The 26,545-nt window shown below is 65.3% G+C and carries 21 protein-coding genes and 2 tRNA genes; 4 read left to right on the top strand and 19 right to left on the bottom strand.

From position 1 onward, the window contains the following. Nucleotides 1-77 precede the first annotated feature (77 nt). Both NG697_RS02355 and NG697_RS02350 read left to right on the top strand, forming a co-directional pair. Complete coding sequence (locus NG697_RS02355; RefSeq protein ID WP_058932091.1) at nt 78-797, top strand: IclR family transcriptional regulator; 720 nt, start codon at nt 78-80, stop codon at nt 795-797. A gap of 47 nt (nt 798-844) precedes the next feature. Continuing rightward, complete coding sequence (locus NG697_RS02350) at nt 845-1,384, top strand: DUF1697 domain-containing protein (RefSeq protein ID WP_252601415.1); 540 nt, start codon at nt 845-847, stop codon at nt 1,382-1,384. 5 nt (nt 1,385-1,389) lie between these two features. Here NG697_RS02350 and NG697_RS02345 read toward each other — a convergent pair whose 3' ends face one another. From NG697_RS02345 to NG697_RS02330, 4 genes are all read right to left on the bottom strand, one after another. Next, on the bottom strand, nt 1,390-3,006 hold the full coding sequence (locus NG697_RS02345; RefSeq protein ID WP_252613508.1) for a GTPase: 1,617 nt from the start codon (nt 3,004-3,006) through the stop codon (nt 1,390-1,392). Beyond that, the gene (locus NG697_RS02340; protein ID WP_252613506.1) at nt 3,003-4,718 is read right to left on the bottom strand and encodes a dynamin family protein; all 1,716 of its coding nucleotides are present in this window, start codon (nt 4,716-4,718) and stop codon (nt 3,003-3,005) included. The genes NG697_RS02345 and NG697_RS02340 overlap by 4 nt, the downstream gene beginning before the upstream one ends. A 216-nt stretch (nt 4,719-4,934) precedes the next feature. Further along, a tRNA-Glu gene (locus NG697_RS02335) sits at nt 4,935-5,010 on the bottom strand. 143 nt (nt 5,011-5,153) lie between these two features. Further along, nucleotides 5,154-5,225: transfer RNA gene (locus NG697_RS02330), tRNA-Gln, on the bottom strand. A 297-nt stretch (nt 5,226-5,522) separates the two neighbouring features. Between NG697_RS02330 and NG697_RS02325 the strand changes: the two genes are divergently transcribed. After that, entirely contained in the window at nt 5,523-6,917 is a 1,395-nt protein-coding gene (locus tag NG697_RS02325; RefSeq protein WP_252613504.1) for a hypothetical protein, read from the top strand. Between the two features lie 8 nt (nt 6,918-6,925). Here NG697_RS02325 and NG697_RS02320 read toward each other — a convergent pair whose 3' ends face one another. Genes NG697_RS02320 through NG697_RS02305 form a run of 4 tightly spaced genes read right to left on the bottom strand, consistent with a single transcriptional unit; the run spans nt 6,926 to nt 10,827 of the window. Continuing rightward, the gene (locus NG697_RS02320; protein ID WP_252601426.1) at nt 6,926-7,663 is read right to left on the bottom strand and encodes an HAD family hydrolase; all 738 of its coding nucleotides are present in this window, start codon (nt 7,661-7,663) and stop codon (nt 6,926-6,928) included. After that, complete coding sequence (gltX, locus tag NG697_RS02315) at nt 7,663-9,177, bottom strand: glutamate--tRNA ligase (protein ID WP_252613502.1); 1,515 nt, start codon at nt 9,175-9,177, stop codon at nt 7,663-7,665. Before gltX ends, NG697_RS02320 begins: the two co-directional genes overlap by 1 nt. A 20-nt stretch (nt 9,178-9,197) precedes the next feature. After that, the gene (locus NG697_RS02310; RefSeq protein ID WP_058932084.1) at nt 9,198-9,974 is read right to left on the bottom strand and encodes a fumarylacetoacetate hydrolase family protein; all 777 of its coding nucleotides are present in this window, start codon (nt 9,972-9,974) and stop codon (nt 9,198-9,200) included. A gap of 55 nt (nt 9,975-10,029) precedes the next feature. Beyond that, on the bottom strand, nt 10,030-10,827 hold the full coding sequence (locus NG697_RS02305; RefSeq protein WP_252613500.1) for an MBL fold metallo-hydrolase: 798 nt from the start codon (nt 10,825-10,827) through the stop codon (nt 10,030-10,032). 99 nt (nt 10,828-10,926) lie between these two features. Here NG697_RS02305 and NG697_RS02300 point away from each other — a divergent pair, with 99 nt between their 5' ends. Continuing rightward, entirely contained in the window at nt 10,927-11,529 is a 603-nt protein-coding gene (locus tag NG697_RS02300; RefSeq protein WP_252613498.1) for a hypothetical protein, read from the top strand. Between the two features lie 105 nt (nt 11,530-11,634). Here the strand turns inward: NG697_RS02300 and NG697_RS02295 are convergent, their stop codons facing one another. From NG697_RS02295 to NG697_RS02245, 11 genes are all read right to left on the bottom strand, one after another. Further along, nucleotides 11,635-12,747 carry a branched-chain amino acid aminotransferase gene (locus tag NG697_RS02295; RefSeq protein WP_252601440.1) on the bottom strand — a complete coding sequence of 371 codons (1,113 nt, stop codon included), beginning with the start codon at nt 12,745-12,747 and terminating at the stop codon, nt 11,635-11,637. Between the two features lie 111 nt (nt 12,748-12,858). Then, on the bottom strand, nt 12,859-13,911 hold the full coding sequence (locus NG697_RS02290; RefSeq protein ID WP_252609931.1) for a 3-isopropylmalate dehydrogenase: 1,053 nt from the start codon (nt 13,909-13,911) through the stop codon (nt 12,859-12,861). A gap of 43 nt (nt 13,912-13,954) precedes the next feature. Next, nucleotides 13,955-14,635 (bottom strand): class F sortase, encoded by a 681-nt coding sequence (locus NG697_RS02285; RefSeq protein WP_252609929.1) that lies wholly within the window; start codon nt 14,633-14,635, stop codon nt 13,955-13,957. 115 nt (nt 14,636-14,750) lie between these two features. Next, the gene (locus NG697_RS02280) at nt 14,751-15,590 is read right to left on the bottom strand and encodes a hypothetical protein (RefSeq protein ID WP_252613496.1); all 840 of its coding nucleotides are present in this window, start codon (nt 15,588-15,590) and stop codon (nt 14,751-14,753) included. A gap of 269 nt (nt 15,591-15,859) precedes the next feature. Next, nucleotides 15,860-17,419: a methionine--tRNA ligase gene (gene metG, locus NG697_RS02275; RefSeq protein WP_252613494.1), complete on the bottom strand. Its 1,560-nt coding sequence runs from the start codon at nt 17,417-17,419 to the stop codon at nt 15,860-15,862. Between the two features lie 34 nt (nt 17,420-17,453). Next, nucleotides 17,454-18,209, bottom strand: a complete 756-nt coding sequence (locus NG697_RS02270) for an ABC transporter ATP-binding protein (protein WP_252613492.1) — start codon at nt 18,207-18,209, stop codon at nt 17,454-17,456. Further along, complete coding sequence (locus tag NG697_RS02265; protein WP_252601454.1) at nt 18,206-21,001, bottom strand: ABC transporter permease; 2,796 nt, start codon at nt 20,999-21,001, stop codon at nt 18,206-18,208. Before NG697_RS02265 ends, NG697_RS02270 begins: the two co-directional genes overlap by 4 nt. A gap of 204 nt (nt 21,002-21,205) precedes the next feature. After that, a complete protein-coding gene (gene serA / locus NG697_RS02260) occupies nt 21,206-22,795 on the bottom strand; it encodes a phosphoglycerate dehydrogenase (protein WP_056349234.1) in 1,590 nt (529 codons plus the stop codon). Between the two features lie 124 nt (nt 22,796-22,919). Then, entirely contained in the window at nt 22,920-23,945 is a 1,026-nt protein-coding gene (gene ilvC / locus NG697_RS02255; RefSeq protein WP_058932075.1) for a ketol-acid reductoisomerase, read from the bottom strand. Nucleotides 23,946-24,043: 98 nt separating this feature from the next. Then, entirely contained in the window at nt 24,044-24,556 is a 513-nt protein-coding gene (gene ilvN / locus NG697_RS02250) for an acetolactate synthase small subunit (protein WP_028271611.1), read from the bottom strand. A gap of 2 nt (nt 24,557-24,558) precedes the next feature. Further along, nucleotides 24,559-26,466, bottom strand: a complete 1,908-nt coding sequence (locus tag NG697_RS02245) for an acetolactate synthase large subunit (RefSeq protein WP_252601457.1) — start codon at nt 26,464-26,466, stop codon at nt 24,559-24,561. Between the last annotated feature and the right edge of the window lie 79 nt (nt 26,467-26,545).

Raw genomic sequence — 26,545 nt, 5'->3', positions numbered from 1 at the left:
CCACTGAACCAGCAGGGCTGCATTTTGTGCCAGCCCAAAGATTTGCATCTCAGATAATGAGACGGCAATATCATTACATGGACAATTCTAGTGGAGTCGGTGTCATTGATAAAGCGGCCCATGTGCTTGATGCATTGGAGGCCGGCCCCACCACGCTGGCACAGCTGGTGGCCGCCACGGGCCTGGCCCGGCCCACGGTGCACAGACTCGCCCTGGCCCTGATCCATCACCGGCTGGTAAGCCGCGACATCCAGGGCCGGTTTGTCCTCGGCAGCCGCCTGGTGGAGCTGGCCTCCGCCGCCGGCGAGGACCGTCTCATCGCTTCTGCCGGGCCGGTCCTGATGCAGCTGCGCGACGCTACCGGCGAAAGCTCCCAGATCTTCCGCCGCCAGGGCGAATGGCGTATTTGTGTCGCCTCCGCGGAACGCCCCATCGGCCTGCGCGACACCATCCCCGTCGGCACCAAGCTTTCCATGAAGGCCGGCTCCGCCGCCCAGGTGCTGCTCGCCTGGGAAGACCACGACCGGCTTCTCGAGGGCCTGCAGGCCGCCCGATTCACGCCCACCGTGCTGGCAGGCGTACGACGGCGGGGCTGGGGACAGAGCCTCGGCGAACGCGAGCCCGGGGTCGCCTCAGTCTCGGCACCGGTCCGGGGACCGTCCGGACGCGTGATCGCCGCGGTCTCGATCTCCGGCCCCATCGAGCGGCTCACCCGCCAGCCGGGCCGCCTCCACGCCGAGGTGGTTTGCAACGCCGCGCGGATCCTCACCGAGGCCCTGCGCAAGGGCAACGACTGAAGGCTCGCCTCCGTCCAGGCCTGGCTGCCCCCGGCTAGGCTGTCGGCATGAACAGCTACGCAGTCTTCCTCCGCGGGATAAATGTCGGCGGGATCAACATCAAGATGGCGGACCTCAAGACTGCGCTTGCATCGCAGGGGTTCGCGGACGTCAGGACACTGCTGGCCAGCGGCAATGTGGTGCTTGCCAGCGACGAGGATCCTGCCGCGGTCAAGCAGACCTTTGAAAAGTTCCTGCGTGACGCCTTCGGCTACGAGGCCTGGGTGGTTGTCCTCACGGCACGGCGGGTCTCCGAACTCGTGGCGGCCTGCCCGTATCCGGCAGACGACAAGGCAACGCACACCTACATCACGCTGGCATCGGACACCGCCATGCTCAATGAGCTTGAAGCCGCCGGCGCAGCCTTTGAAGGTACCCAGCAGAAACGCCTCGGCCCGGAGGCACTGGCCTGGCTGGCTCCGGCCGGCGGGACGTTGGACAGCCCGTTCAGCAAGATTTCGTCCAAGGCCAGGTTCAAGGCAACCACTACCACCCGGAACCTGCGGACGCTGATCAAGGTCAGGGACGCCGCAACCGCACTGGTGTAACTACCTTAGTTTCCGCCCGCGACCTTCAGTGCGGCGTTGAAGGACGCGAGCCTGCTGACCTCAATTTCAACCGGCTCCACTACGAAGTCCCGGGCAACCTCGCCCACCGCTGCCCGCAGCCGTTTCCTGGCCCTGGCTGCGCGCGCCCTCGCGGCTCCTGACCCAATGAATTTTCCAGTCAGCGCCAGGAAGATCCCCAGCACCACACCGCCGCCAATCAACAGCGTCGGCACCGGCCAGCCCTCCACCTTGGGAACCTCGGGGACGGGCAGCTGGAGATAGCCGAGCCCGGCCAGCACGCCCAGCCAGCCCAGGCCGCCCTGGACTGTCAGCAGCGCGAGCCACTGGACCACGTTGAACATGCCCCACCACCAGGACTTCCGGGACGCCATCAGGTCCGTGCCTGCGATGGCCTGGTCCAAGGCATCCGGCAACGCCTCCCGCCCCTCCCGGGCAGCACCCCTGATCGCGGCACGCCACGGTCCGGGTGCGCCCGCACTCGCCGCGTCCGCAAACTCACGGACAGCAGCATCCGTCCGGGCGCGTTCCGGGGCGCCCGCGGCCGGGAGCGAGGTCCGGTTAAGTTGGGACGGAGAAGAACTTCTCAGATTGAGCCGGCGGAGCGGATCAGGCCGGAACCGCACCAGCCACCGCGTCACCGGCCACCCCGTGCGGCGCGTCGACTCGATGCGGTAGGACCGCGCAACTGCGTCCACCACCACGGGCACGTTGGCGGCCGTTGCCAGCTCATCGGTGAGCCGGGATCTCGACGCCGGCCTGACACCGGCGGCTTCCCCGGCGCCGGCGGCTTCCCTGAGTTGCCCGGAGGCCCGTGAAACGTCAGCGGCCAGCCGCTGTGAAAGCGCCTGGCGCTGCACCACAACATGTCGGATGGCACTCCGGACTTTGTCCACGCCGGTGCCCTTCAGGGCGGATGCGCCCAGGACCTGGACCTTGCCCAGCCCGTCGCGGGCAAGGATCCCTTTCAAGGACTCCAGCACAGGCTGCACGTCCCGTTCGGGCAAGCGGTCCACCTGGTTGAGGACCACCAGGGTCACGGCGCCATGCGCGGACAGGGGCGCCAGGAAATCGTTGTGGACCGCCGCATCGGCGTACTTTTGCGGATCCAGTACCCAGACCAGGACATCAACCAGGCCAACCATGCGCTCCACGATCTCGCGGTTCGCGGCCCTGGTGGAGTCGAAGTCCGGCAGGTCCAGCAGGATCAGCCCCGTGCGCTCGTCCGCGAAACCTGCCACGGGCTCCGCATGGTGGCGGTTGCCCACCTCAAGCCAGTCCAGCAACGGCTCGCTGCCGTCCGCTCCCCAGACACCAGCCAAAGGTTCCGACGTTGTGGGCCGGCGGGCGGCCGCCGTCGCGATTTCAGCGCCGCTGACCGCGTTGAAGAGTGACGATTTTCCGCTGCCGGTGGCACCGAAGAACCCAACAACGGTGTGATCAGCCGACAGTGACCGCCGGGAGCTCGCGCGTTCCAGGAGCTGGAACACCTCCTCGAGTGCAGCATCCGGTAAGACGCCTTCGGCGAGTTCACGGGCATCGTTGAGGGCTTCGAGCCTGCGGTCCAGCTGCGACGCTTCACGGGCTACGCTGTGGCGGCTCATGCCTTGTCCGCCAGCCGGGCCAGGGCAGCGGCGTGGCCCGTCAGGATCCGGCCGGTGACCGCGCCGCCCTCCGGCAGGCGTTGGATGAATTTCTGCTGCTCTGCCTGCAGCAGCCGCTGGCAACGGGCATGGAGGTCATCCCGCGCAGTCTTCGCAAGTCGGCGGACCGCGTCTTCGCCGAACACTGCCTCGAGCAGTTTCTGGCCGACGACGGCGGTACCGCCCGCGACGCCGATCTCCAGCCCGGTGAGGCCGGCTGTCATGGAAAACACCACGATCATCAGTGCGGCACCCAGCCCGTTAATCCCGAAGGAAAGCCATCTGGCCTGCGTGCGCTTGCCCTGCCCTTCCGTGCGGATCAGTTCCATCAGGCCGGCCTGCCAGGCCCTGATCTCCGCTGCGGCCGCATCGGCAAAGCCGGGGCTGGTGCCGGACAGATCCTCCGTCCCCAGGAGCTCGCGGCCGGCCGGGTCCGAGCGCCACCGCTCGTCGGTTTCCTCGCCGGCATTGGCGGCCTCGTCCAGGATGACGGCCTGCAACCCCGTTTCGATGGCGGCCTCAACCCGGACGGCCGGCGTCGGCTCGCCCCGGAAGAACGCTCCCACGCGGTCCCGCAGCCGTCCGATGTTCTGCTCCAACGCCCGGAAGAATTCCCCTGTTCCAACGAAGTCCTGCCAGCGCGCCAGTACTTCGCCACGGAGGAGGGCGCCGTCCTTTGTTGCGTCCAGGATCCGGGCCCCGGCATCGCGATAGGCGGCCTCAGCGCCTGCACGGAGCGAGGCCGCGGCACGCTCCTGCCCCTGGACCGCGTGCGCCACGGAACCGACCCGCCCGGCCAACGCCTTCACCGTCCCGTTGAGGGTACGGCGGGCAATTTCGGACCGCCCAGCGGCGTCGGCAGCAAGTTCCTGCAGCCAGCGCCGCAGCGGCTCCACGGCGCTCGTTGGCAGCATGCCAAGATGGTCCAGGTCCGTCTCCGGCACAATGAACAGTCCGGCATCGCCGAGGCCTTCTTTCTGCAGCAATGTGCGGAGGTCGGCGCTGACTACGGCTTCCGCCTCCGCCGGCACACGGTCCAGGACCACGGCCACCATGATGTCCCGCGAGGACGCGTCCAGGAGAAGCTTCCACGGGACCGCGTCCGCGTAGCGGTTGGCGGTGGTCACAAAAACCCAGAGGTCCGCGGCGGCCAGCAATTGACCGGCGAGCCTGCGGTTGTCGTCGGAAATAGAGTCGACGTCGGGGGCGTCAAGCAGTGCGATCCCCTGCGGAACAGCCTGGTCCGCTACCAGCACAAGGGAGGAAATGGCTTCCGCATCGGGTGTTGCGCCGGCCCGGCTGGCCGGAACGGGTTCCCTGGAGACGGTGCCCCGGATCCGGTTGAGGGTGGGCAGCACGCGGTGGCCTTCGAACCAGCCCGCATCGGCCGGGTGGTGCAGCAGAATTGGCTGCCGGGTGGTGGGCCTGATGGCCCCGGAGCGTGTGACCGGGTGCCCCACCAAGGCGTTCACCAGCGTTGACTTGCCGGCACCGGTGGAACCTCCGACGACGGCAAGCAGCGGCGCGTCCAGGCTGCGGTACCGCGGCAGGATGTAATCGTCCAGCTGGGCGACGGCGTTCCGAGTGTCCTGGCGCGCCTGTTCCACGTCCGCAAGGGCGAGCGGCAACGACACGGCGGACAGATCCCCACGCACGGCCTCAAGCAAGGCCACGGCTGGCTCCGATGCCGCGTCGGGCCGGCCCGGCTGGGTTCGCGGTGCGCGCTTAGGCGGCGGAGGCTGCGTGGGACGAAGCCCGTCTGAGGAGGTCACAGGATCATCATGCCAGTTGCGCCGGCTGTTCCACCGGGCCCCGGCTTTGTCCTATATCCCGCAGCGCAGCCTCCACAACGAAAAAACGGCCCCGGGCTGATGCCCGGGACCGTTCGTTGGTGACCCCAGCGGGATTCGAACCCGCGTTACCGCCGTGAGAGGGCAGCGTACTAGGCCGCTATACGATGGGGCCGCGTACTTCCAGGAAGTTTTCACTTCCAACCGGCGCCAGGCCGGTTTGCTAAGTGAGTATTTCATACACTCAGCGCGCGTTTCAAATCGGCGAACCGATCTGAAACCACTGATTTGCCGCGGTTAGCCTGCGACCAAACAGAGCTGGGATACCAGGACTCGAACCTAGAATGACGGTACCAGAAACCGTAGTGTTGCCAATTACACCATATCCCAATGATACTTTCGGGCCGGAGTTTCGGGCTTCAAGCCCTGCTCCGTGCGCCTCAGCACGAGAAATTACTTTACCCGAGACTTTGGGCTGGCACAAATCGGCACCGAAGACCCAAGGTCCGAACCCCTTGCCAGATCACCCGGAATAAGTTTACTCTCGGTAAGTTACCCGAGAGTAACCACCCTCTGCCTTTGCTGCAGGCACTTCGGAATTTAGATTTTCGTCCGGACTGCCGCCCCTGGTCCAGGTGGGTGGCCGGCAGATTTCACACTGCCGGCAAACCGTCGAGAGGACCCACCGTGACACAAAGTCGTGCCGCCGCGCCCACCAAGACCCGAACCCGGGCACAGCAGCTAGCCATCGCCGTCCTGGCCCTGATGCTGATTGCTTTGCTTGGATTTTACACCCTGGTCACCGGCAGGATCACCGACGGATCGGCCAAGCTGATGGACGGTGCGGGCCAGGCCTCGGCCGGCGCTGAGCAGCTCAAGGACGGCGCCGGTCAGCTGGCGGCCGGCGCGGGCCTGGCAGACACCGGTGCCGGCAAGCTCTCCTCCGGCGCCGACAAAGTCTCCCTGGGTGTCAGCGAGAAGCTGGCCCCGGGCGCTGAAAAACTGCAGTCCGGTGCAGACCAACTCGCCGCTGGCGCTGTCAAGATCGAAACTGACGTCAACAACAAGTTCGCGCCCGGCGTGTACAAAGTGGACGATGGCGCCCGAAAGCTCGCCGCCGGAGCCACCCAGCTCGCCGCGGCACTGACGCCTTCGGCCGCCGGAAACGCCGAGAACAACCTGGCCGACGGCGCGACTGCGCTGAATGCAGGTGCGGGCCGTCTGGCCTCCGGAACCGGCGAGCTGGCCACCGGAACGGCCCAGCTGAAAGGCTACCGGGGAGCGAACAACTCCCCCGAGGCGGGCACTGGCACGGCGGCCTTGGCACAGGCCCTTGAGCTGCTGGAAGCGGCAGCGTCGGACCCGCTTCAGGGGCTGGTTCCACTGTCCGTTGTCAAGGACAAGATCACCAATATCACCGCTGGAGCCCACAAGCTCGACGCCGGGGCGCAGCAACTGCAGGCTGGTGCCGGGAAGCTCAATGAAGGAGCGGCACAGTTGCACACGGGAACAGGGCGTCTCACCGCCGGCTTCGCCACGCTGGGTGGAAAGCTCAACAGCCGCGATCCCAACAACCCCGGCGTTGTGCTGGGTACCGAACTGCTGGCCGCCGGAACGTCCCAGATCCGCACTGGTATGGACGGCGTGCCTGGCAATGCCGACCGCCCGGGCCTGATCAAAGCCGTCGCCAAGATCACGGAGGGCAGCTCACGGCTGGCGGACGGCACGGTGGCGTTGAATGCCGGGATCAAGGGCGATCCGGCCGATCCGTCAAACCCTGGCCTGCTCCACGGCTCCCAGGCACTGGCTGCGGGCGCTTCGGAGCTGGCCACAGGCAACACCAAGCTGGCCTCGGGATCGACAGAGCTGGCCACCGGTGTCCAGAAACTTGCTGATGGCAATGCCCGGATTGCGGCTGGCACGGACACCCTGTACTCCAGCGCAGCGGCCATCTCGCCCACCAGTATGGTGGGGAAGTCGGATACCGCCGTTGCTCTCGGCCTGGTTGCTGTGCTGGTGCTCGGATCCGTGAGCATCTACATGGTGCTGTGGAACAGGCGAAGGCTGCAGTCTGCGGAGTAAGCGGCCGGTCAGCCCAGCAGCTGCCCCAGCGAGCTGACCTTGTGGCCGGAGAAATCCGGCGCAGGCTCCCCCACCCTGTTGAGCCAGACGCCTACCAGGCCCGCCGCCGTCGAACCTTCTGCGTCCAGCATTCTGTTGTCCCCAACGTAGAGGGTCTCCTCCGGGGCAGTCCCCAGCAGGCGGACGCCTTCGAGGTAGATGGCCGGCTCGGGCTTGGCAACGCCTACCGTGTCCGTGCCAACCAGGCGGCGGACGCGTTCCAGGCCGGCGCCGTCGAGCTTGGCCCGCTGGTAGTCGTGCACGTTGTTACTGACGGCACCGTAGGGGATGCCGGCAGCGTCCAGCAGGTCCAGGAGCGGCAGCACGTCCTCAAAGGCACGCACATACGTGGGCTGCAGCCGGCCGTAGGCCGAGAGCCACCCGTGCGCTTCTTCGCCGTCGGCAAGATCCACACCGAAGTGCCCCAGGGCGGCGCGTCCCCGCAGGAGGCGCTGGTCGTTGAAGGTCAGCTCCCCCGCCAGGTACCGGTCGTAGTAGTGCGTGGTCTCGTGCGTGAAGATCCTGCCGAAACGCTCCCACCCGGTCTGGTCCAGACCCGGCAGGAGGTGCTCGCTGACCTCACGCAGGGCGGTAGTCATGGCGTATTCGAGGTCCACCAGGGTGTCGTCGATGTCGAAGAGGACGCCCCGGATGGACCCGAAGCGTGTGCTCAGGACTCCGTCAGCCGTGGTGCCGGTGGTAGACATCAGCCGCGGAAGGTGCGGAGCCGGCTCAGGGACGAGTCCTTGCCCAGGATCACCATGGATTCGAAGAGGGGCGGCGAGATCCGGCGCCCGGAGATGGCCGTGCGGACAGGACCGAAGGCCAGCCGCGGCTTCAGCCCGAGGTCCTCCACGAGTGCCTGCTTCAGGGCCGTCTGGATCTCCTCCGGGTTCCAGTCCTGAACAGGCTCAAGGGCCGCAAGGGCGGCATCAAGTACTTCGGTCAGGTTTGCGGGCAGGCCCTTGCGGGCGTCGTCTGCGACGTCGATCGCGTCGTCGGCCTTGAACAGGAAGGCGAGCATCTCCGGGGCCTCCCCCAGCAGGGTGATCCGCTCCTGGACGAGGGGTGCAGCCTCGGTGAGGATCTCTTCTTCCCGGTCCGTGAGGATCTCCCCCACCAGGTCCGCGGCCCGGAGGTACGGCACCAGGCGCGCACGGAAATCGGCCGCCTCAAGCAGCCGGACGTGCGTGCCGTTGATGGCCTCTGCCTTTTTCAGGTCAAAACGTGCCGGGTTGGCCAGCACATCGTGGATGTCGAAGTGCTCCACGAGCTGCTTGACAGTGAAGATGTCCTCGTCGGCGCTCAGGGACCAGCCCAGGAGGGACAGGTAGTTCAGAAGGCCTTCGGGAATGAAGCCGCGTTCGCGGTGCAGGAACAGGCTGGATTCGGGGTCGCGCTTGGAGAGCTTCTTGTTGCCCTGGCCCATGACGTAGGGAAGGTGGCCGAACTCCGGCATGTACTCGGCCACGCCGATGGCATAGAGGGCACGGTACAAGGCGATCTGGCGGGGCGTGGAGCTGAGCAGGTCTTCGCCGCGCAGCACGTGCGTGATTCCCATCAGGGCATCGTCCACCGGATTTACCAGCGTGTACAACGGCGCGCCGTTGGCACGGACCACCGCGAAGTCCGGCACGGAGCCGGCCTTGAACGTGATCTCGCCGCGGACGAGGTCCTTGAACGTGAGGTCCTCGTCCGGCATCCGCAGGCGCAGCACGGCCTGGCGGCCTTCAGCCTTGTACTGGGCCAGCTGTTCCTCGGTGATGTGACGGTCAAACCCGTCATAACCCAGCTTGGGGTCGCGGGAAGCCGCACGGTGGCGGGCTTCGATTTCAGCCGGCGTGGAGTAGGACTCGTAAATGTGGCCGCCGGCCTTCAGCCGAGCGATGACATCCTGGTAGAGGTCGCTGCGCTGGGACTGGCGGTACGGCTCGTGCGGGCCTCCCACCTCGACGCCTTCGTCCCACGTGATGCCCAGCCACTTCAGCGCATCCAGCAGCTGGTGATAGCTTTCCTCGCTGTCCCGCGCCGAGTCCGTGTCCTCGATGCGGAAGACCAGGGTTCCCTTGGTGTGCCGGGCATAGGCCCAGTTGAACAGCGCCGTCCGGATCAGGCCCACGTGCGGGGTGCCCGTAGGTGACGGGCAGAACCGCACCCGGACCGGGGTTTCGGCAGTGACGGACGGGATGGCGGCAGGGTTCAGCGCGGAGGCAGTAGTCATAGTGGTTCCAACTTTACCCGTCAGCGGCGGACCACCGGGTTGGACAGCCGACCGATGCCCTCGATCTCCACGTCGTAGCGGTCCCCCGCGGTGACGAGGTCGACGCCGGCCGGAGTGCCGGTCATGATGACGTCCCCGGGGAGCAGGGTGAAAGCCTGGGACACGATGGAGACGATTTCCCGGACGCCGCGGATCATCTGGCTGGTGCTGCCGTCCTGGCGCAGTTCGCCGTTGAGCCAGCCCTTGATGGCCAGGTCTTCGGTGTCCAGCTCGGTCTCGATCCACGGTCCGAGGGGTGCCGACGTGTCGAAGCCCTTGGCCCTGGCCCACTGCAGGTCCGTTTTCTGGACATCGCGGGCGGTGAGGTCGTTGCCGCAGGTGTAGCCGAAGATGACGTCGTCGACGCGGTCTTCGGGGACGTCCTTGCAGATCCGGCCGATGACCACACACAGTTCGGCCTCGAACGAAACCTCGTCTGAGAATTCCGGCAGCACAATGGGGTCGCCGGGGCCGATGACAGAGGTGTTCGGCTTCAGGAACAGCAGCGGCTGCTGCGGGACTTCGTTGCCCAGCTCGGCGGCGTGCTCGGCGAAGTTGCGGCCGACGCCGATCACCTTGCTGCGGGGAATGATCGGGGCCAGGAGCCGGACGTCTTCGAGCTTGTGCTTGACGTGGGTGCGCTCCACCCCGTTGAAGAAGGGGTCGCCGTTAATGACAGTGATTTCCTCACTGCCGGGCTCACCTTCAACAACGCCGTAGAGGGGATCAGAATCGACTACAAACCTGGCAATACGCATGGTGGCTAGCCTACCGTCTTGAGCGGCAGCGGCTGCCCTGCGTCACGTCTAACTGTCACGCGTCAGCCCGCCCACGCAGGTAGTCAAGCTGCGCGGCCACCGACATTTCGGCTGCCGGCCGGACGGAAGGTTCGACGTCGGCGTACACGTCGTCTGCGACATCAACCACCGTCGCGTCCCCGCCAAGCCGGACAAGTGCAGCGCGGATCTGCGCCAGCCTCTCGTGCCGGTGCTCGCGGTAGGCACGCGTGATGGCCGCCAGGGAGGGCAGCACCGGACCGTGTGCCGGTAGGACGGTGGCCTGGCCAAGGGCTTCGAGCCGGTCCAGGGACCGCAGGTAGTCCCCCAGTTTGCCGTCCGGGTAGTCCAGCATGGTGCTGCCGCGGCCCAGAATGGTGTCGCCGGTCAGCAGAGAGCCATGCGGGCCGTCGTCGGGTAGGAAGAAGCAGACCGAATCCGAAGTGTGGCCCGGAGTGGCCACGACTCGGATGGTCACTCCCGCCGCCTGGATAGTTTCGCCGTCCTGCAGGGGCTCGCCGCCACCGTGGCAGTGCCGGGGATCGGCCGCGCGGACCGGGGCGCCCGTGAGTTCGTGGAGCCGCTGGGAACCCGCAGTGTGGTCGGCGTGCCGATGCGTCACGAGAATGAGTTCCACGGGGCCCACATCTGCGAGGCGGTGGAGGTGGCCTTCGTCCGCAGGACCCGGATCCACCACCACGGATGTACTGGCACCGGGGGCGGAGATGACGTACGAATTGGTGCCGTCCAGGCTCATGGGCCCGGGGTTGGGTGCCAGGAAGAAAGCCGTCAGCGGGCTGGCAGCGAGAGGAGTGCCGCTCGAGGTGGAGTTCACTGCACCATCTTCGCATCAGGACGGCACGGAATAACCGCACCCCGGGGTCGGGTTATGGCTGGTGTACCCACCGCCCAGAGAGAGCAGCCCGGCACACCCATGAGCACTTCACCCACCATTTCGTTGTCTGAACTGTTGTCCGGCGCCGACGCCGTGGGGCACGACCACGCGCTGACGGAGAAGAACAGCGGCCTGCAGCACATCCACAACCACGCGACCGGCGCCATTGTCTGGTTTCCCACGTGGCGGAAGTTCCGTGAGACCACCGACTGGCGCGAGGAAGTCGATGCTTTCGCCGAGGACCTCAAGTCGGGTTCACAGCTGGTGGAAAAAGTGGCGTCCCGTTCCGTAGCCGGAGAGTTGGAGTCACTCCTGAAGCGCGCAGCCGCAGCAAGTGATGCGAATATCTTTGTCCAGGACAACCTGACCAGGCACCTGACCCGGACCTGGGCTATTGCCGACGCCGTAGCCGAGGTAACAGGGAAGGACCTGCCCGGCGGCGGCACCATACCGTCCATCTTTGCTGACTACCCCTACGACGTTTACGCACAGGACGGCGGCGCCTTCGCCACCGCACTCTGGAACGACGTCATCGATGCCCGCCGCAACCGCGCCCTGGCCGACGAAGCGGCACGCAAAGCCCTGAAGCCGGTCTCGCGCAAGGCCCTGAAGAACGCTGCCCGGAAGGCCGCCCGCCGCTGAGGGTGCCTGGAATCAGCAACGCGGGGTCACTTAACGCCCATTCCGATGGGGATATCGGGCGTTAAGTGACCCCGCGTTGTGGTGGCCGGGGCGCGAAGGTGGTGCTTAGGCCAGGCGGGTCAGCCAGCCGTGGGTATCCGGCACGGTTCCGGTCTGGATGCCGAGGAGCTGTTCGCGGATGGCCATGGTGGTCTCCCCCGCCTTCGCGTCCTCGGAGCCGATGAATTCGGTGGTGTCCTTGAGGACACCGATCGGGGTGATCACCGCTGCGGTGCCGCAGGCGAAGACCTCGGCGATCTCACTGGAGGCCACGCCGTCGCGCCATTCATCAAGGGTGATCTTGCGCTCCGTCACCTCACGGCCCATGTCCTTGGCAACCTGCATCACGGAGGAGCGGGTCACGCCTTCCAGGATGGTCCCGCTGAGCGCGGGAGTGGCCAGTGAGCCGTCCTTCATCACGAAGAAAACGTTCATGCCGCCGAGCTCTTCCACGGCGTCATCGTTGAAGTGGTCCAGGAACAGCACCTGCTTGCAGCCGTTGGCTTCGGCTTCCTGCTGGGCGATCAGGGAGGCGGCGTAGTTGCCGCCGCACTTGGCCGCACCGGTGCCGCCGCGGCCTGCGCGGGCGTATTCGCGGGAGATCCAGATGGACACGGGCTTGAGTTCGCCGCCGAAGTAGTTGCCGGCGGGCGATGCGATCACTCGGAAGGACACCTCCCGCGCTGCCCGGACACCCAGGAACGCCTCGGTGGCGATCATGAACGGGCGCAGGTACAGGGCCTCGCCGTCACCGCCGGGAACCCATTCCTTGTCCGCCTGCACCAGTTCCCGGATGGCGCCGAGGAAGTATTCCTCGGGCAGTTCCGGAAGGGCCAGGCGTCGGGCCGACTTGTTCAGGCGGGCCGCGTTGGCCTCCGGACGGAAGGTCCAGATTGAGCCGTCAGCGTGGCGGTATGCCTTCAGGCCTTCGAAGATCTCCTGGCCGTAGTGCAGCACCGCGGCAGACGGGTCCAGGGAGATGGGTCCGTAGGCCTCAACGCGGGCGTTGTGCCAGCCACCCTCGCCTTGCTCGTCCACGCTGTAGTCGACGACGGCGGTGTGGTCGGTGAAGTAATTGCCAAATCCCGGGTTGGCCAGGATGGCTGCACGCTCTTCAGCTGACTTCGGGGTTGCCGAGAGCTGCTGGTTAAATTCGACGCCATGGGCGGTCTGAGTCATGGTTCCTCCACGATCGGCTGCCTTCTGAATGTGGTTCAACACTGAACCGCAGGGCAGCATTTGGTGATTCGAAACAAGCTTACGCCCGTTGGCAGGACCTTCCGGCCGGGCCTAGAGCGCTGCGGCGATGGCGTCCCCGACGGCGCTGGTACTGCGGGCGCCGCCGTCGCGGGTTTCGACGTCGGCGATCACCGCAGCTTCGATCCTACGGGCAGCGGCGGTGTAGCCGAGGTGGTCCAGCAGGAGCACCGCCGACAGGATGGCCGCGGTGGGATCTGCCTTCTGCTGTCCGGCGATATCCGGGGCCGAGCCGTGGACCGGTTCAAACATGGACGGGGCGGTGCGGTCCATGTTGATGTTGCCGGACGACGCCAGCCCGATGCCGCCGGTGATGGCTGCTGCGAGGTCGGTCAGGATGTCGCCGAAGAGGTTGTCCGTGACAATGACATCGAAGCGGGAGGGGTCGGTGACCATAAAAATGGTGGCCGCATCGACATGCAGGTAATCGTGGGTGACCTCCGGGAATTCCTGGGCCACCGCCTCGACGGTGCGTTTCCACAGGTGGCCTGCGTAGACCAGGACGTTGTGCTTGTGCACCAGGGTCACATGCTTGCGTTCCCGGGCGCTGGCGCGGCGGAAGGCATCGCGGACAACGCGCTCCACGCCATATGCCGTGTTCAGTGAGACCTCGGTGGCCACCTCGTGGGGTGTGCCGGTGCGAAGCGAGCCGCCGTTGCCCACATATGGACCCTCGGTTCCCTCACGGACGACGATAAAATCGATGGTGCCGGGATTGGCCAGCGGGCTCCCGACTGTTCCGTACAGCCGCGACGGCCGCAGATTGACGTAGTGGTCCAGGCTGAAGCGGAGCTTGAGCAGCATCTCCCGCTCGATGATGCCGGACGGAATCCGGGTGTCGCCGGGGGCGGCACCGACAGCACCGAAGAGGATCGCGTCCCGTGTACGCAGGTCGGCAAGGACATCATCCGGAAGGGTCTCGCCGGTGGCCAGCCAGTGCTCGGCACCGAGCTGGTAGTGGGTCTGCTCGAGGACAACGCCTTCAGCGGCGACAGCCTTTTCGAGGACTTTCAGTGCCTCGGCAATGACCTCTGGGCCAATGCCGTCACCGGGAATGACAGCGAGATTGATCGTGGATGCACTCATGCTCCAAGAATATTTAGATCATCCGCATGCCGGACAATCAGTCTCATTTACTGAGACGGAGGAGTGGGTCCTCCGGTGAGGCCACCACCACCACGTTGGTGCCCCAGGCATCACCCGTATAGCAGGAAATCAGGACCAGCCTGTGGGGTGCCACCTGCCAGATGGGGCTGTCTTTGAGGCCGGACTTGACGTAGTTAGTCACCGAGTCCACCAGGTAGGCCACTTCGCCCGTGGCTGTGGCCACGGTCAGCCTGTCACCAGCCGCCGCGTGTGTACTCAGCCGGTTGAACGGCGCATCCCGGTCCGTCCAGCTGTGCCCGGCGATGTACGTGGTATTGACCGAGCCCACTCCGGGCACGCCGTAGGGCAACAGCCAGTAGCCGTCCATGGTGGGGGGCGGCACGATGGTCTGGGTGGCTTGGTCCTCGCCCGTGGGTTCGAGCGGATGGACCACCACATCGATGTCTGCGGCCGGGTACACCAGCCGCTGCGGCGGCGACGCTGCCGGACCCGCCGGGACCGGGGCGCCGGTGTCCGTGGAGGGCGTGGGGGTGGACGGCGCTGGGGCCTGGGTGGTCGGCTGCACAGCAACCCCGGTCACGGTCGGCGACGGTCCCGGCCCGGCCAGGAATGGCAGAAACGCGAACGCCAGGTAGGCCAGCACACCGCACAGCACCACAAAGACGATGCTTTTGGTGGTGAAGAGCCTTCGATCGCTGTCCATGGTTACCCCGTTTGTGAGTCGGATTTGCCTGGTTTGCCGGCAGGCGCCGTGCCCTTGCGGCCACGGCGCCTGCCGGTGATTCAAACAGCGCCCCTGCGGGCGCCAGTAGCCGGCGTCATTCCTTCCGGGGCCGGGATACGGTACCGCTGGCTGCCAGGGTCCTGCGGGCAGCCACTCCCGCTGCAGCGAGCAACATTACGACGATGCCAGCGGCCCAGGGGGCGATGGAAACGTCAGTCGAACCTGCCATTGCTGTCTGGACATTGAAGCCAGGGTTGTTAGCGGCTACGGCACCTTGACCCGCCGGCGCACCCACAACAGCACCTCTGGGAGTTTCGCCCGGCGTCACCGGAGTAACAGCAGGCGGGACCACCGGAGGAACAACAGGCGGGACCACCGGAGGAACAACAGGCGGCACTACTGGCGGCACCGTTGTGGGAACGCAACCGTTGTTAAAGGTTGTCTGTCCCTTAGCCGTCCAGTTCTGGCCTGCAGGCAGCACGTTGCCGTTGTTCGGCGGGATGATGTCTTCAGTGTGCTGGTGGTTGGCGTTGGCGTGGCCGTTGAGCCCCTGCAGGGCGATCGTAATCGGCACGTACGGGTTCTTGTCCGAGCCGGTGGCGTGGCAGATGCTGATCTTGTGATCGCCACGGCCGTTACCCTCGCCTGGTGCGGCGCAGCCTGCATTCCAGATGCTGGCCTTGTCAAGGTTCTGGCCTCCGGGACGAACTTTCCCGTCGTTGGCCGGAATGATGTCCTCATCGTGCTGGTGGCCCACGTGGGCGTTGAGCGCGTTGAGGCTGATGGTCACCGGCACGTAGGGATTGCTTTCCGAGCCGGTGGCGTGGCAAATGGTGATCTTTTTCTCGTCCTCAGAAGGCGACGCGGTGGCCGGCGCTGTGGCACCCAATAGCGCAAGACCCGCGACACCAAAAGCGGCAAGGATCCGTTTCATTTCCGTCTCCATCCATTGTCTGGTCCAAACTGATCAGACGTGTGGAGGAACGGCGCCATCCCCGACACGGAGGGCTAAAGGCAAACGGACAGCATCGGGGCGACGGTTCTCCCAGATGCGAATCATCAGTTTGCTAACCAGATAAGGCTAGACAGACGGACACCAGGATGTCTCCAGTACTCAGTACCCGCCTTACAAGGTGGACCCTACTGACCGGACCCGGAACCGTACTCAGTCCGCGTACCAGCAAGTAGCCAGCCGGGACATACCTAGGCTTCGGCCGGCTCCTCATACTTGGGGAAGACGGGCGCCGGGGCCGGCAGCGGCGTACCGGCGACAATCGGCGTGGTGAGCGCGGAGAACTGGCGGGATCCGCCGTCGGGCTGTCCCAAGGTGTCCAACAGCGCGGCGGTAGCCGTGGGCATCACGGGCTGGGCCAGGATAGCCACGATGCGCAGCACTTCCAGCGTCACATACAGCACGGTGTTCATGCGTTCGACGTCGGTCTTCCGCAGTACCCAGGGAGCCTGCTCGGCAAAGTAGGCGTTGGTGTCCCCCAGGACGCCCCAGATGGCCTCGAGTGCGCGGCTGAATTCCTGCTTTTCGAAGGCAGCCCGGGCCGTCTCCAGGAGTCCGTTGGCCTGTGCCAGGATCGCGGTGTCTTCAGCCGTGAAGGCACCCGGAACCGGGACCCGGCCCTCGCAGTTCTTGGCCACCATGGACAGCGAACGCTGCGCCAGGTTGCCGAAGTTGTTGGCCAGGTCCGAGTTCATGCGGCCCACGATGGCCTCATGGTTGTAGCTGCCGTCGGCGCCGAACGGGACCTCTCGGAGGAAGAAGAACCGTACCTGGTCCAGCCCGTACTGCGCCACGAAGTCTGCCGGTGCCACCACGTTGCCGAGCGACTTGGACATCTTCACACCGTTGTTGTGCAGGAAGCCGTGGATCATGACGCGCTTGGGCAGCTCAATGCCGGCGCTCATCAGGAACGCCGGCCAGTAGATGGCGTGGAACCGTGAGATGTCCTTGCCGATCACATGCACATCGGCGGGCCAGAACTTCTTGAAGGACTCCGAGTCGACGTCCGGGTAGCCGACGCCGGTCAGGTAGTTGGTGAGCGCGTCCACCCAGACGTACATCACGTGCTTGTCGTTGCCGGGGACGGGGACACCCCAGTCGAACGTGGTGCGGCTGATCGACAGGTCTTCGAGGCCGCGCTTGACGAAGCTGATGACCTCGTTGAAGCGGGACTGCGGTGCCCCGAACTCCGGCTGGGCCTCATACAGCGCCAGCAGGCGGTCCTGGTAGGAGGACAGCCGGAAGAAGTAGCTCTCCTCAGCCGTCCACGTCACCTCGGTGTCCGTCTCCTTCGAGTACCGCACGCCGTCGTCCTTGACCAGGGTGTCGTCCTCCACGTAGAAGGCCTCGTCCCGGACGGAATACCAGCCCTCGTACTTGGACAGGTAGATATCGCCGTTGGCTTCCATCTTCTTCCAGATGGCCTGCGACGCGGCGTAGTGGTCAGCGTCCGTGGTCCGGATGAAGCGGTCGTAGGTAATCCCCAGCGCGGCGTGGGCAGACTTGTAGACTTCCGCGTTGCGGTCCACCAGCTCCTTGGGCGTGACGCCTTCCTTCTCGGCCGCCTGCGCAATCTTCATGCCGTGCTCATCCGTGCCCGTCAGGAACATCACGTCAAAGCCGTCAAGCCGTTTGAAGCGCGCCATGGCGTCGGTGGCGATGTACTCGTAGGCATGTCCGATGTGCGGAACACCGTTCGGGTAGGTGATGGCCGTGGTGATGTAGAACGGGGTTTTGGCTGTTGCGCTCACGTGCGGACGTTACCTTTGGTGCGGAGGGGCAGGGCTAGATCAGTTCAGTCAGCGTATCGCTCAGGCGGACCAGTTCGTGGTCGTGTGAAGCGACCAGTACAGCGATGCCGTCCGAGGTGGTGTCCTTGAGGATGCTGATGATGCGGTTGGCTGAGGCTCGGTCCAGGCTGGCCGTGGGCTCATCAACCACCAGCACGCGCGTACCCAGGATCAGGGCGCGGGCGATCGCCACACGCTGGCGTTCACCACCGGACAGCTGGGCCGGACGGTGCCGCATCCGGCGGCCCAGGCCCACCAGGTCCAGGAGGTCCTTGGCCATGTCGCGGCGCTGGTCCACCTCGCCGTCGGGCACGGCCGGCAGGAGGACGTTCTCGAGGGCGCTCATGCCGTCGATCAGGGCGCCGCCCTGGTCAACGTAACCGATCAGGGCCCGACGTCGGTCGGCGATTTCGTCGTCGCCCATGCTTTCGAGGGAATCACCTTCCCAGAAGACACGGCCCGACGTCGGCAGGGTCAGTCCCGCACCCACTGTCAGGATGCTGGTCTTGCCGGATCCGCTTCGGCCGGCCACGCAGTGCATCTCGCCGGCGTGCAGCGTGAGGTCGAAGTTCTCCACAACACTGACGGCTTCGGCACCGCTTTTACCGCCGCCATAGCGGATGGTGATGTCGCTCAGTTCCAGCGGGGTCCCGTGGTCCGCGGCCTTGACGATGGTGTTGGCACGGGTCTGCAGGGGCGACTCAGCCGGGCCGGACCTCCGGCTCCGGTAAACGTTCGTCTCGTTTGTCATTGGACCACTTTCGTTGCAATCGGTATCCAGCAAAGTACAGCCACGAGGCCGGCGACGCCGGCCCATAGCGCGGCATACGGGGCAAGGAGGAGCCCGATGCCCAGCGCGCCCAGGACGCCCAGCGGCAGGGCCACCGTGCCCACCAGCGCGTTTTCGAAAAGACGGACCTGGCGGAGCATGTCCGGGTTCCAGCCCATGGCCTCAAGGATGCCCAGGTACTGGCGTTTGGCGTTCAGCTCAAACCGGCCGGTGACCAAGGTCAGGACCAGCCCCACTGCGACGCCGGCGAGTGCCAGGAGCATGCTGGGCATTGCCACGCTTGCTGCGGCCAGGCCGCTGAGGGCGCTCGCTCCGGCAGCACGGGGGATGTCGATGAGCAAGGCAACCAGCCCGCCCACCGCGGCTCCGAACACTCCGACTGCGACGGCCAGGGACAGGGTGTTGAACTTGTTCGTGCTGAGCTGCCGGTTGGCAAAGGTCAGCGGGGAGTCCACCGGGATCAGCCGCTCGTCGTGCTGCGGTTCCTGGTCCACCTCATCACGGTGGCGCAGCTGTTGGGCGGCGAAGAAGGCCGCTGCCGCATACAGGACCAGGACGGAGGCTGAGACGATGGCTGTGGTCACGCTCCAGCTCACCAGGCTCAGGACGATCCCGGCTACCGCGAGCAGCGCAGCGCCGACACCGAATTCCTCAAGCACCCAGTTCCTGATGCGCACTTGGGTCCAGCCCATGGCGCGGAGGGTCCCGGCTTCACGTTTGCGTTTGCGGATGTAGCTGACGGTGGAGGCGCCGGTCAACAGCGCGGCTCCGCACAGGGTCAGGAAAAGCAGTGTCACGTTGGTCCCGGTGAGGGAGCCGGAGACTGCGTCCGCTGCATTCTGCCGGACCCAGGACTGCTGGACAGTGCCCAGCGCTGACTCCTTGCCGGCGTCGTCCTTGGAGTATCCGGGGACAAAAATGCTGGCGTCCTCTCGGGCGGAACCGGCCACAACAGTAGCCTCAAGACCCATTTCGCGGATCTCGCTGGCGAGCTTTTCGACGTCGGGCTGGGCTTCCTTCCAGCTGCCAGGAGCCTTGGCCCGGACACGTACGGCATCGATCACGGCGGCGTTGTCCTTGTAGCCGCGCGCTGCGGCCAGGCCGTAGAAGTCGGTGATGGCACCGGCCGACTGGCTCGCCAGTCCGGTGGCACTGAGTGAAGGCTTGAGTTCGGTACCGGTGACCGTCTTGCCTTCCGCGTCCTTGGTGAGGGTAAACGGAGTGGGGTCGTAGCCACCCAGCGGAAGGCGGTTGACGTCGCCGGCAGCTTTCTCAACAGCCGCGGGGTCGAAGGTCCCATAGACCATGGCCAGCGGAGCCGCGAGCTTTTCCCCTGTTGCCAGGTCTTCCCGGTAGGAACGTTCATCCACGGGCTCACGCTGGGTCTGGTCCACCGGGGCGCCGTTGGCACCCTTCTCCGGCAGGCGGTTTACAGTGACCCAGTCGCTGGGAACGGCGGTCTTCTGGACCGCACCATTGGCCGCGGCGTCGCCGTCCGTGTACTTCGGCGCGGCAGCGAAGTCGGTGCTCCACTTGGCCGGGGTGTAGAGGCCCTGGTTGAAGTTGCCGGCGCTGCCGAGGAGACCGGAGTGGTCGGTGGAGCCGGGCCAGGACAGCGCGAACGGGTCCTTGGACACAAACGGCAGGTAGTCCTTGCCGAGGGAACGCGTGGCGGTGCCGACTTCCTTGACAACCTTGCCCGCGGCGTCGATCTCCTCGATCTTTACGTTGTACTTAAGGTCCAGTGACGTGCCGGAACGGACAACCAGGGGAATGGCCTGCGAGTCCGCGGTCAGCTGTCCGCTGCGCTTCGCCTGCTGGTACTGCGTCATCAGCGGTGCCCAGTACTTGAGCTTGACACCGAGGAAGTCAGGGCCCTCGTTGAGCTCTTCCAGGCTGATGCCGTTGGTGAAGAGGCTTTCGAAGTGCCGGCCGATTGCTCCGGCGTTCCGCGCGTCAGCGGGCGGGGCCTTCTCCAGCGGGGCGAGGAAGTCGCCCGCCGAGCCGAGCAGTGCCCGCTCGGAGACGGGGTCGACGGCGACCACGGACTCGGTCACTTCGGGAGACAGGGGCAGTGACACCGAAAGGTTGAACAGGTTATGTTCGGAGCCGCCGGCTGGAGCGGGGAATTTGATGCCTGTCTCGCCTGCGGGTGGTGCGATCCGGATGCTGGTGCCCCCGGCAGCCTTCTCCTCGACGAGTTTGGCCTTTCCCAGGCTGCCCTCGGCGGTGGACTTGAACAGGGTCTGCTCGGAGACACCGTCGGAGCTGACGGCGCTGGCGGTCAGGCGGTAGTTCTTGGGGGTATCGCCGAGCACGGACTCAGCAGCGGGCCATTTGCTGGGATCTGTGGCGCCGGCGGCCTGGTCCGTGGTCGCTGTGCCTGCCAGCCCGGAGTTGTAGCCAAGGTAATCCATGGCGTCGAGCCGTGGCGCTTCCAGGTTCTGCGTCACGCGGGACACCAGGCTGATGGGTGCCGCCACGGACGTTCCGGAAAGCTTCCGGATGTTCTCGAGCTGGTCAAAGCCGATGCCGCCGCCACCGTTGGCGATCTCCGGCTGCATCAGCGCCCCGGAGCCTGCCTTGGCCTGGACCAGGACGTCGTAGAGACCCCGCGAGTTCTCATCCACCGTTCGATTGAGTGCGGCCTGCGACTGGCCTTGGACGAGGACCGACAAGCACATGGCTGCGATCAAGATGGCCGCGGTCAGCAGCAGCACTTTGCTTCTGATGAACCTCTGGACGGCGTTCATTGGGCTCCCTGAAACCTGGATTGCGTGCGCACACCGGGATCCGCAGGCGGCGGATATATAGGATTTCCTGCCTGGTGTGCAAAAAGTATTGGCCGGTCTGCCGGCGTGGTCCTGAAACAGGACCCAGCCATTGTAAGCAGACCGGCCAATCATACGTGGCCGACGTTAAGGTTCGGTCACGCGTAGTTGATGGCGGTGCGGTTCTCAGTCCTCGAGGTCCACTTCGCGGACCATTTCGGCGCCGATGCCTGCCTTGATGGCGTCAAGCACCTGCTGCGGAACGGAACTGTCGATGGTCAGCAGTGCCAGAACCTGGCCGCCTTCCGCCTGCCGTGCCACCTGCATGCCGGCAATGTTGATGTTGTTCATGCCCAGGATGTGTCCGATGGTTCCGATCACCCCAGGCCGGTCGGCGTAGGCCACCACCACGAGGTGCTCGCTGATGGGGATCTCAACGTCGTAGCCGTTGACGCCGACGAGCTTCTGGATCTGCTTCGGACCCGTGAGCGTACCTGCCACGGAGATCTGGCTGCCGTCGCTCAAAGCACCCCGGATGGTGAGGACGTTGCGGTAGTCCTCCGCTTCCGCCGTCGTGATGAGGCGGACGTTGATGCCGCGCTGTTCGGCGATGACCGGGGCGTTGACGTAGGAAACCTGCTCGGTCACCACATCGGCAAAGATGCCCTTGAGCGCGGCGAGTTCCAGGACCTTGACGTCCAGCGCCGCGATCTCGCCGGCCACCTCGACGTCGATCTGGGTCAGGGAGGCGTGGGTCAGCGCGGTGAAGATCCGGCCCAGCTTTTCGATCAGCGGGATGCCCGGACGGACATCGGAGGCGATCACGCCGCCGGCCACGTTCACGGCATCCGGTACGAGTTCGCCGGCCAGCGCCAAACGCACGGACTTGGCAACCGAGACGCCTGCCTTCTCCTGGGCTTCATCGGTGGATGCGCCCAGGTGCGGGGTGACCACCACGTTGTCCAGGGCGAAGAACGGAAGGTCCGTGCTGGGTTCCTTGACGAAGACGTCCACGGCTGCGCCGGCGATCTGGCGGTCCTGCAGGGCTGCGTAGAGAGCCTCTTCGTCCACGAGGCCGCCACGGGCCACGTTGACCACGTAGGCGGTGGACTTCATCTTGGTGAACGCGTCGGCGCCGAGCATGCCGACGGTTTCCGGCGTCTTGGGCATGTGGATGGTGACGAAGTCCGACTGGCTCAGCAGTTCATCGAGGGTGACGAGCTTGACGCCGAGCTGCGCGGCGCGGGCCGAGGTGATGTACGGATCGTAGGCGAGGATTTCGGTGTCGAAGCCCTGGAGGCGGGCAGCAACGAGGGCGCCGATGCGGCCCAGGCCGATGATGCCGATCTTCTTCTCGAATAGTTCGATGCCGGTGTACTTGGAGCGCTTCCATTCACCGTTTTTCAGCGCGGAGCTGGCCTGCGGGATGTGGCGTGCGAGGCTCAGGATGTGGCCCACCGTCAGTTCCGCTGCCGAAATGATGTTCGACGTCGGGGCGTTGACCACCATCACGCCGGCCTGTGTGGCGGCCTTAATGTCAACGTTGTCCAAGCCAACACCGGCGCGGGCGATGACCTTGAGGTTCTTCGCGGCGGCAATGGCTTCGGCGTCCAGGTGGGTGGCGGAGCGGACCAGGATGGCGTCCACGTCCGCGATGGCGGCGAGCAGCTGGGACCGGTCGGAGCCGTCAGTCTGGCGGATCTCGAAGTCCGGGCCGAGGGCCTCGATGGTGGCGGGCGAAAGTTCTTCGGCGAGCAGTACTACGGGTTTTGACACGAGTGATCCTCTGCGTTGCAGTCCTTGGGATGGAACAAGTCTAGGCGGACGGAAAGGCCGGGCTCACATTGTTAAGTGAACCCGGCCTCATGATGGCACCCCGAGGGGCACCCGCACAGCAGACTTAGCGGGCTGCGGAGCCCTCTACGTAGTCCTCGTCCGTCTGCTGCCAGGCGAACAGTGAGCGCAACTCGCGGCCAACGGCCTCGATCGGGTGCTGCTCAGCCTTGGCACGCAGGGCCTTGAACTCTTCGCCGCCGTTGTCCTGGTCGTCGATGAAGCGCTTGGCGAACGCGCCGCTCTGGATGTCGGCGAGGACAGCCTGCATGTTTTCCTTCACCTCGGGGGTGATGACGCGCGGGCCGGAGACGTAGTCGCCATACTCTGCGGTGTCGGAAACACTCCAGCGCTGCTTGGCGATGCCGCCCTCCCACATGAGGTCAACGATGAGCTTGAGCTCGTGAAGAACCTCGAAGTAGGCGATCTGCGGCTGGTAGCCGGCTTCGGTCAGGGTTTCGAAGCCGTACTGGACCAGCTGGGACACGCCGCCGCAGAGGACGGACTGCTCGCCGAAGAGGTCGGTTTCGGTCTCTTCGGTGAAGGTGGTCTTGATGACCCCGGCGCGGGTGCCGCCGATGGCCTTGGCGTAGGACTTGGCCAGGTCCCAGGCTGCGCCGGTGGCGTCCTGCTCCACGGCGATGATGTCCGGGATGCCTCGGCCGGCTTCGAATTCGCGGCGCACGGTGTGTCCCGGGGCCTTCGGGGCGATCAGGATGACGTCAACGCCCTCCGGTGCCTCGATGTAGCCGAAGCGGATGTTGAAGCCGTGGGCGAAGGCCAGGGCCTTGCCCGGGGTCAGCTTGTCCTTGATGGAGTCGTTGTAGATCGAGCGCTGGTACTGGTCCGGCGCCAGGATCATGATGACGTCGGCCCATTCGGCGGCGTCGGCAACGGTCAGGGCCTTGAAGCCGGCTTCTTCGGCCTTGGCGATCGACTTCGAGCCTTCCTTGAGGGCGATGACAACCTCGACGCCGGAGTCGCGCAGGTTCAGCGCGTGGGCGTGGCCCTGGGAGCCATAGCCAACAATGGCGACCTTGCGACCCTGGATGATCGACAGGTCGGCGTCGTCGTCGTAGAACATTTCAGTCACTTGGGTAACTCCTCTTGAGTGATTCACTGGTAATTAGTCTGGGGTGTTGCGGTACTGCACGGGCATTGCGCCGCAGGTGGGGCCGTGCCCCGCCTTAACTAAGCGCTGCGCAAAGCCCTGTCACTCATGGAGCGGGATCCCCGTCCAACGGCAAGGGTGCCGGACTGCACAATTTCGCGGATGCCGAAGGGCTCAAGCACTGAGAGCAGCGCCGTGAGCTTTTCGGGGTGGCCTGTTGCTTCAATGACCACGGAGTCTGTGGAGACGTCAACCACTGAAGCACGGAACAGGTCTGCAGCCTGGGTCACCTGCAGACGAGTCGCGGCATCCGCACGTACCTTGACCAGGATGTGGTCTCGCTGCACGGAAGATTCGGAGGTGAGCTCAACAATCTTGATCACGTTGACCAGCTTATTGAGCTGCTTGGTGACCTGTTCAATCAGGTCACCGTCGGCGTCGACGACGACGGTCATCCGGGACATGCCCGGAACTTCCGTCGGGCCCACGGCCAGGGAGTTGATGTTAAAGGCGCGTCGGGCGAACAGGCTCGCGACGCGGGTCAGTACACCGGGCTTGTCTTCAACCAGAACGGACAGTGTGTGGCGGGTCATGTTCAGTCCTCCTCTTCCCATTCCGGGGTCATGTTGCGGGCAACCTGGATCTGGTCGTTGCTCACGCCGGCGGGCACCATCGGCCACACCATGGAGTCGGGGCTCACGACGAAGTCGATAACCACGGGGCGGTCATTGATTTCGAGGGCCTTCTGGATGGTGGCATCAATATCCTCGTCCCGCTCGCAGCGGAAGGAGGCACAGCCGTAGGCCTCCCCCAGCTTGACGAAGTCAGGGATGCGGACGGATTCGTGGCCGGTGTTGAGGTCCGTGTTGGAGTAGCGCCCCTCGTAGAACAGGGTCTGCCACTGCCGGACCATGCCCAGCGAGGAGTTGTTGATGATGGCAACCTTGATTGGGATCTTGTTGATGGCGCAGGTGGCCAGTTCCTGGTTGGTCATCTGGAAGCAGCCGTCGCCGTCGATGGCCCAGACCACACGGTCCGGCTCCCCCACTTTGGCGCCCATGGCAGCCGGTACGGCATAGCCCATGGTGCCGGCGCCGCCTGAGTTCAGCCAGGCGTGCGGGCGCTCGTACTTGATGAACTGTGCCGCCCACATCTGGTGCTGGCCAACGCCGGCAACGTAGATGCCTTCGGGGCCGGTCAGCGCGCCGATGCGTTCGATGACGCGCTGCGGGGCGCTGAGCCCGTCCTCCGGCTCGGTCCAGCCCAGCGGGTAGGTTTCCTTAAGGTTGTTAAGGAACGCCCACCAGGTGGTGAGGTCCGGCGTGCCGGCGGATTCGAACTGGGAGCGTACAGCCTCGGTGAGCTCGGGGATGATTTCCTTGACGGATCCCACGATCGGCACGTCGGCGGTACGGTTCTTGGAGATCTCGGCGGGATCAATATCCGCGTGGATCACCTTGGCGTTCGGGGCGAAGGACTTCAGGATGCCCGTCACCCGGTCATCGAAGCGGGCGCCGAGCGTGATGAGCAGATCGGACTGCTGCAGCGCCGTGACCGCGGAAACCGTGCCATGCATGCCCGGCATGCCCACGTGCTGCGGGTGCGAATCGGGGAACACACCGCGTGCCATCAGGGTAGTGACAACGGGCGCACCCGTGAGTTCCGCCAGTTCGCGGAGTTCCGCGGCAGCGTGTGCCTTCACCACACCGCCGCCCACGTAGAGCACGGGTTTGGTGGCCGAGGCGATCAGCTTGGCAGCTTCGCGGACCTGCTTGTTATGGCCGCGCGTCACCGGGCGGTAGCCGGGGAGGTCGATCTTCGGCGGCCAGGAGAAGGTCATCTGACCCTGCTGGGCGTCTTTGGCGATGTCCACCAGGACGGGTCCCGGACGTCCGGACGAGGCCAGGTGGAAGGCCTCCGCCATAACGTGCGGGATGTCGTTGGGGTCGGTCACCAGGAACGAATGCTTGGTGATCGGCATGGTGATGCCAACAATGTCGGCTTCCTGGAAAGCATCGGTGCCGATCACACCGCTGGAGACCTGGCCGGTGATGGCCACCAGCGGCACGGAATCCATGTGGGCATCCATGATCGGGGTAACGAGGTTGGTGGCACCGGGGCCCGAGGTGACGATACAGACGCCCACCCGGCCGGTAACCATGGCATAGCCTTGCGCGGCGTGGCCGGCTCCCTGTTCGTGACGGACCAGTACGTGATTCATGCTGGAGGCCATCAAGGGGTCATAGGTAGGCAGGATAGCGCCACCAGGCAAACCAAAAATATCGTCGACGCCGAGTTCTTCGAGCGATCGGACAATAGCTTGCGAGCCGGTCATCACCGTTGGGGGTACAACGTTGTTCGGCCCAAGGACAGGAGAGACAGCGGCAAGATCAGCGACGACGGCGGCCTGGTCAGCCGTTCGGTCGGCGCGTTCCGGAGCCTTGGGGGCTCCAGCGGACTTAGTAGCCATCAGCGAGGGGCTGATCGGCGATCCTTTGCTCATCGGACTCTTCCTTGTGGATCATCTGTGTACTCGGAAATGCGGAAATAAAAAAACCCCTCAGCCTGGCGGCTTTTCGAGG

Source organism: Pseudarthrobacter raffinosi (assembly GCF_023913835.1).
Classification (GTDB): Bacteria; Actinomycetota; Actinomycetes; order Actinomycetales; family Micrococcaceae; genus Arthrobacter; species Arthrobacter raffinosi.
This window is presented reverse-complemented; position numbering and strand designations above follow the sequence as displayed.

Coding starts and splice junctions, on each gene's coding strand:
- NG697_RS02355 (WP_058932091.1), top strand. CDS start 78: ATGGACAATTCTAGTGGAGTCGGTGTCATTGATAAAGCGGCCCATGTG.
- NG697_RS02350 (WP_252601415.1), top strand. CDS start 845: ATGAACAGCTACGCAGTCTTCCTCCGCGGGATAAATGTCGGCGGGATC.
- NG697_RS02345 (WP_252613508.1), bottom strand. CDS start 3,006: ATGAGCCGCCACAGCGTAGCCCGTGAAGCGTCGCAGCTGGACCGCAGG.
- NG697_RS02320 (WP_252601426.1), bottom strand. CDS start 7,663: ATGTCTACCACCGGCACCACGGCTGACGGAGTCCTGAGCACACGCTTC.
- gltX (WP_252613502.1), bottom strand. CDS start 9,177: ATGACTACTGCCTCCGCGCTGAACCCTGCCGCCATCCCGTCCGTCACT.
- NG697_RS02310 (WP_058932084.1), bottom strand. CDS start 9,974: ATGCGTATTGCCAGGTTTGTAGTCGATTCTGATCCCCTCTACGGCGTT.
- NG697_RS02300 (WP_252613498.1), top strand. CDS start 10,927: ATGAGCACTTCACCCACCATTTCGTTGTCTGAACTGTTGTCCGGCGCC.
- NG697_RS02295 (WP_252601440.1), bottom strand. CDS start 12,747: ATGACTCAGACCGCCCATGGCGTCGAATTTAACCAGCAGCTCTCGGCA.
- NG697_RS02290 (WP_252609931.1), bottom strand. CDS start 13,911: ATGAGTGCATCCACGATCAATCTCGCTGTCATTCCCGGTGACGGCATT.
- NG697_RS02285 (WP_252609929.1), bottom strand. CDS start 14,635: ATGGACAGCGATCGAAGGCTCTTCACCACCAAAAGCATCGTCTTTGTG.
- NG697_RS02280 (WP_252613496.1), bottom strand. CDS start 15,590: ATGAAACGGATCCTTGCCGCTTTTGGTGTCGCGGGTCTTGCGCTATTG.
- NG697_RS02270 (WP_252613492.1), bottom strand. CDS start 18,209: ATGACAAACGAGACGAACGTTTACCGGAGCCGGAGGTCCGGCCCGGCT.
- NG697_RS02265 (WP_252601454.1), bottom strand. CDS start 21,001: ATGAACGCCGTCCAGAGGTTCATCAGAAGCAAAGTGCTGCTGCTGACC.
- ilvN (WP_028271611.1), bottom strand. CDS start 24,556: ATGACCCGCCACACACTGTCCGTTCTGGTTGAAGACAAGCCCGGTGTA.
- NG697_RS02245 (WP_252601457.1), bottom strand. CDS start 26,466: ATGAGCAAAGGATCGCCGATCAGCCCCTCGCTGATGGCTACTAAGTCC.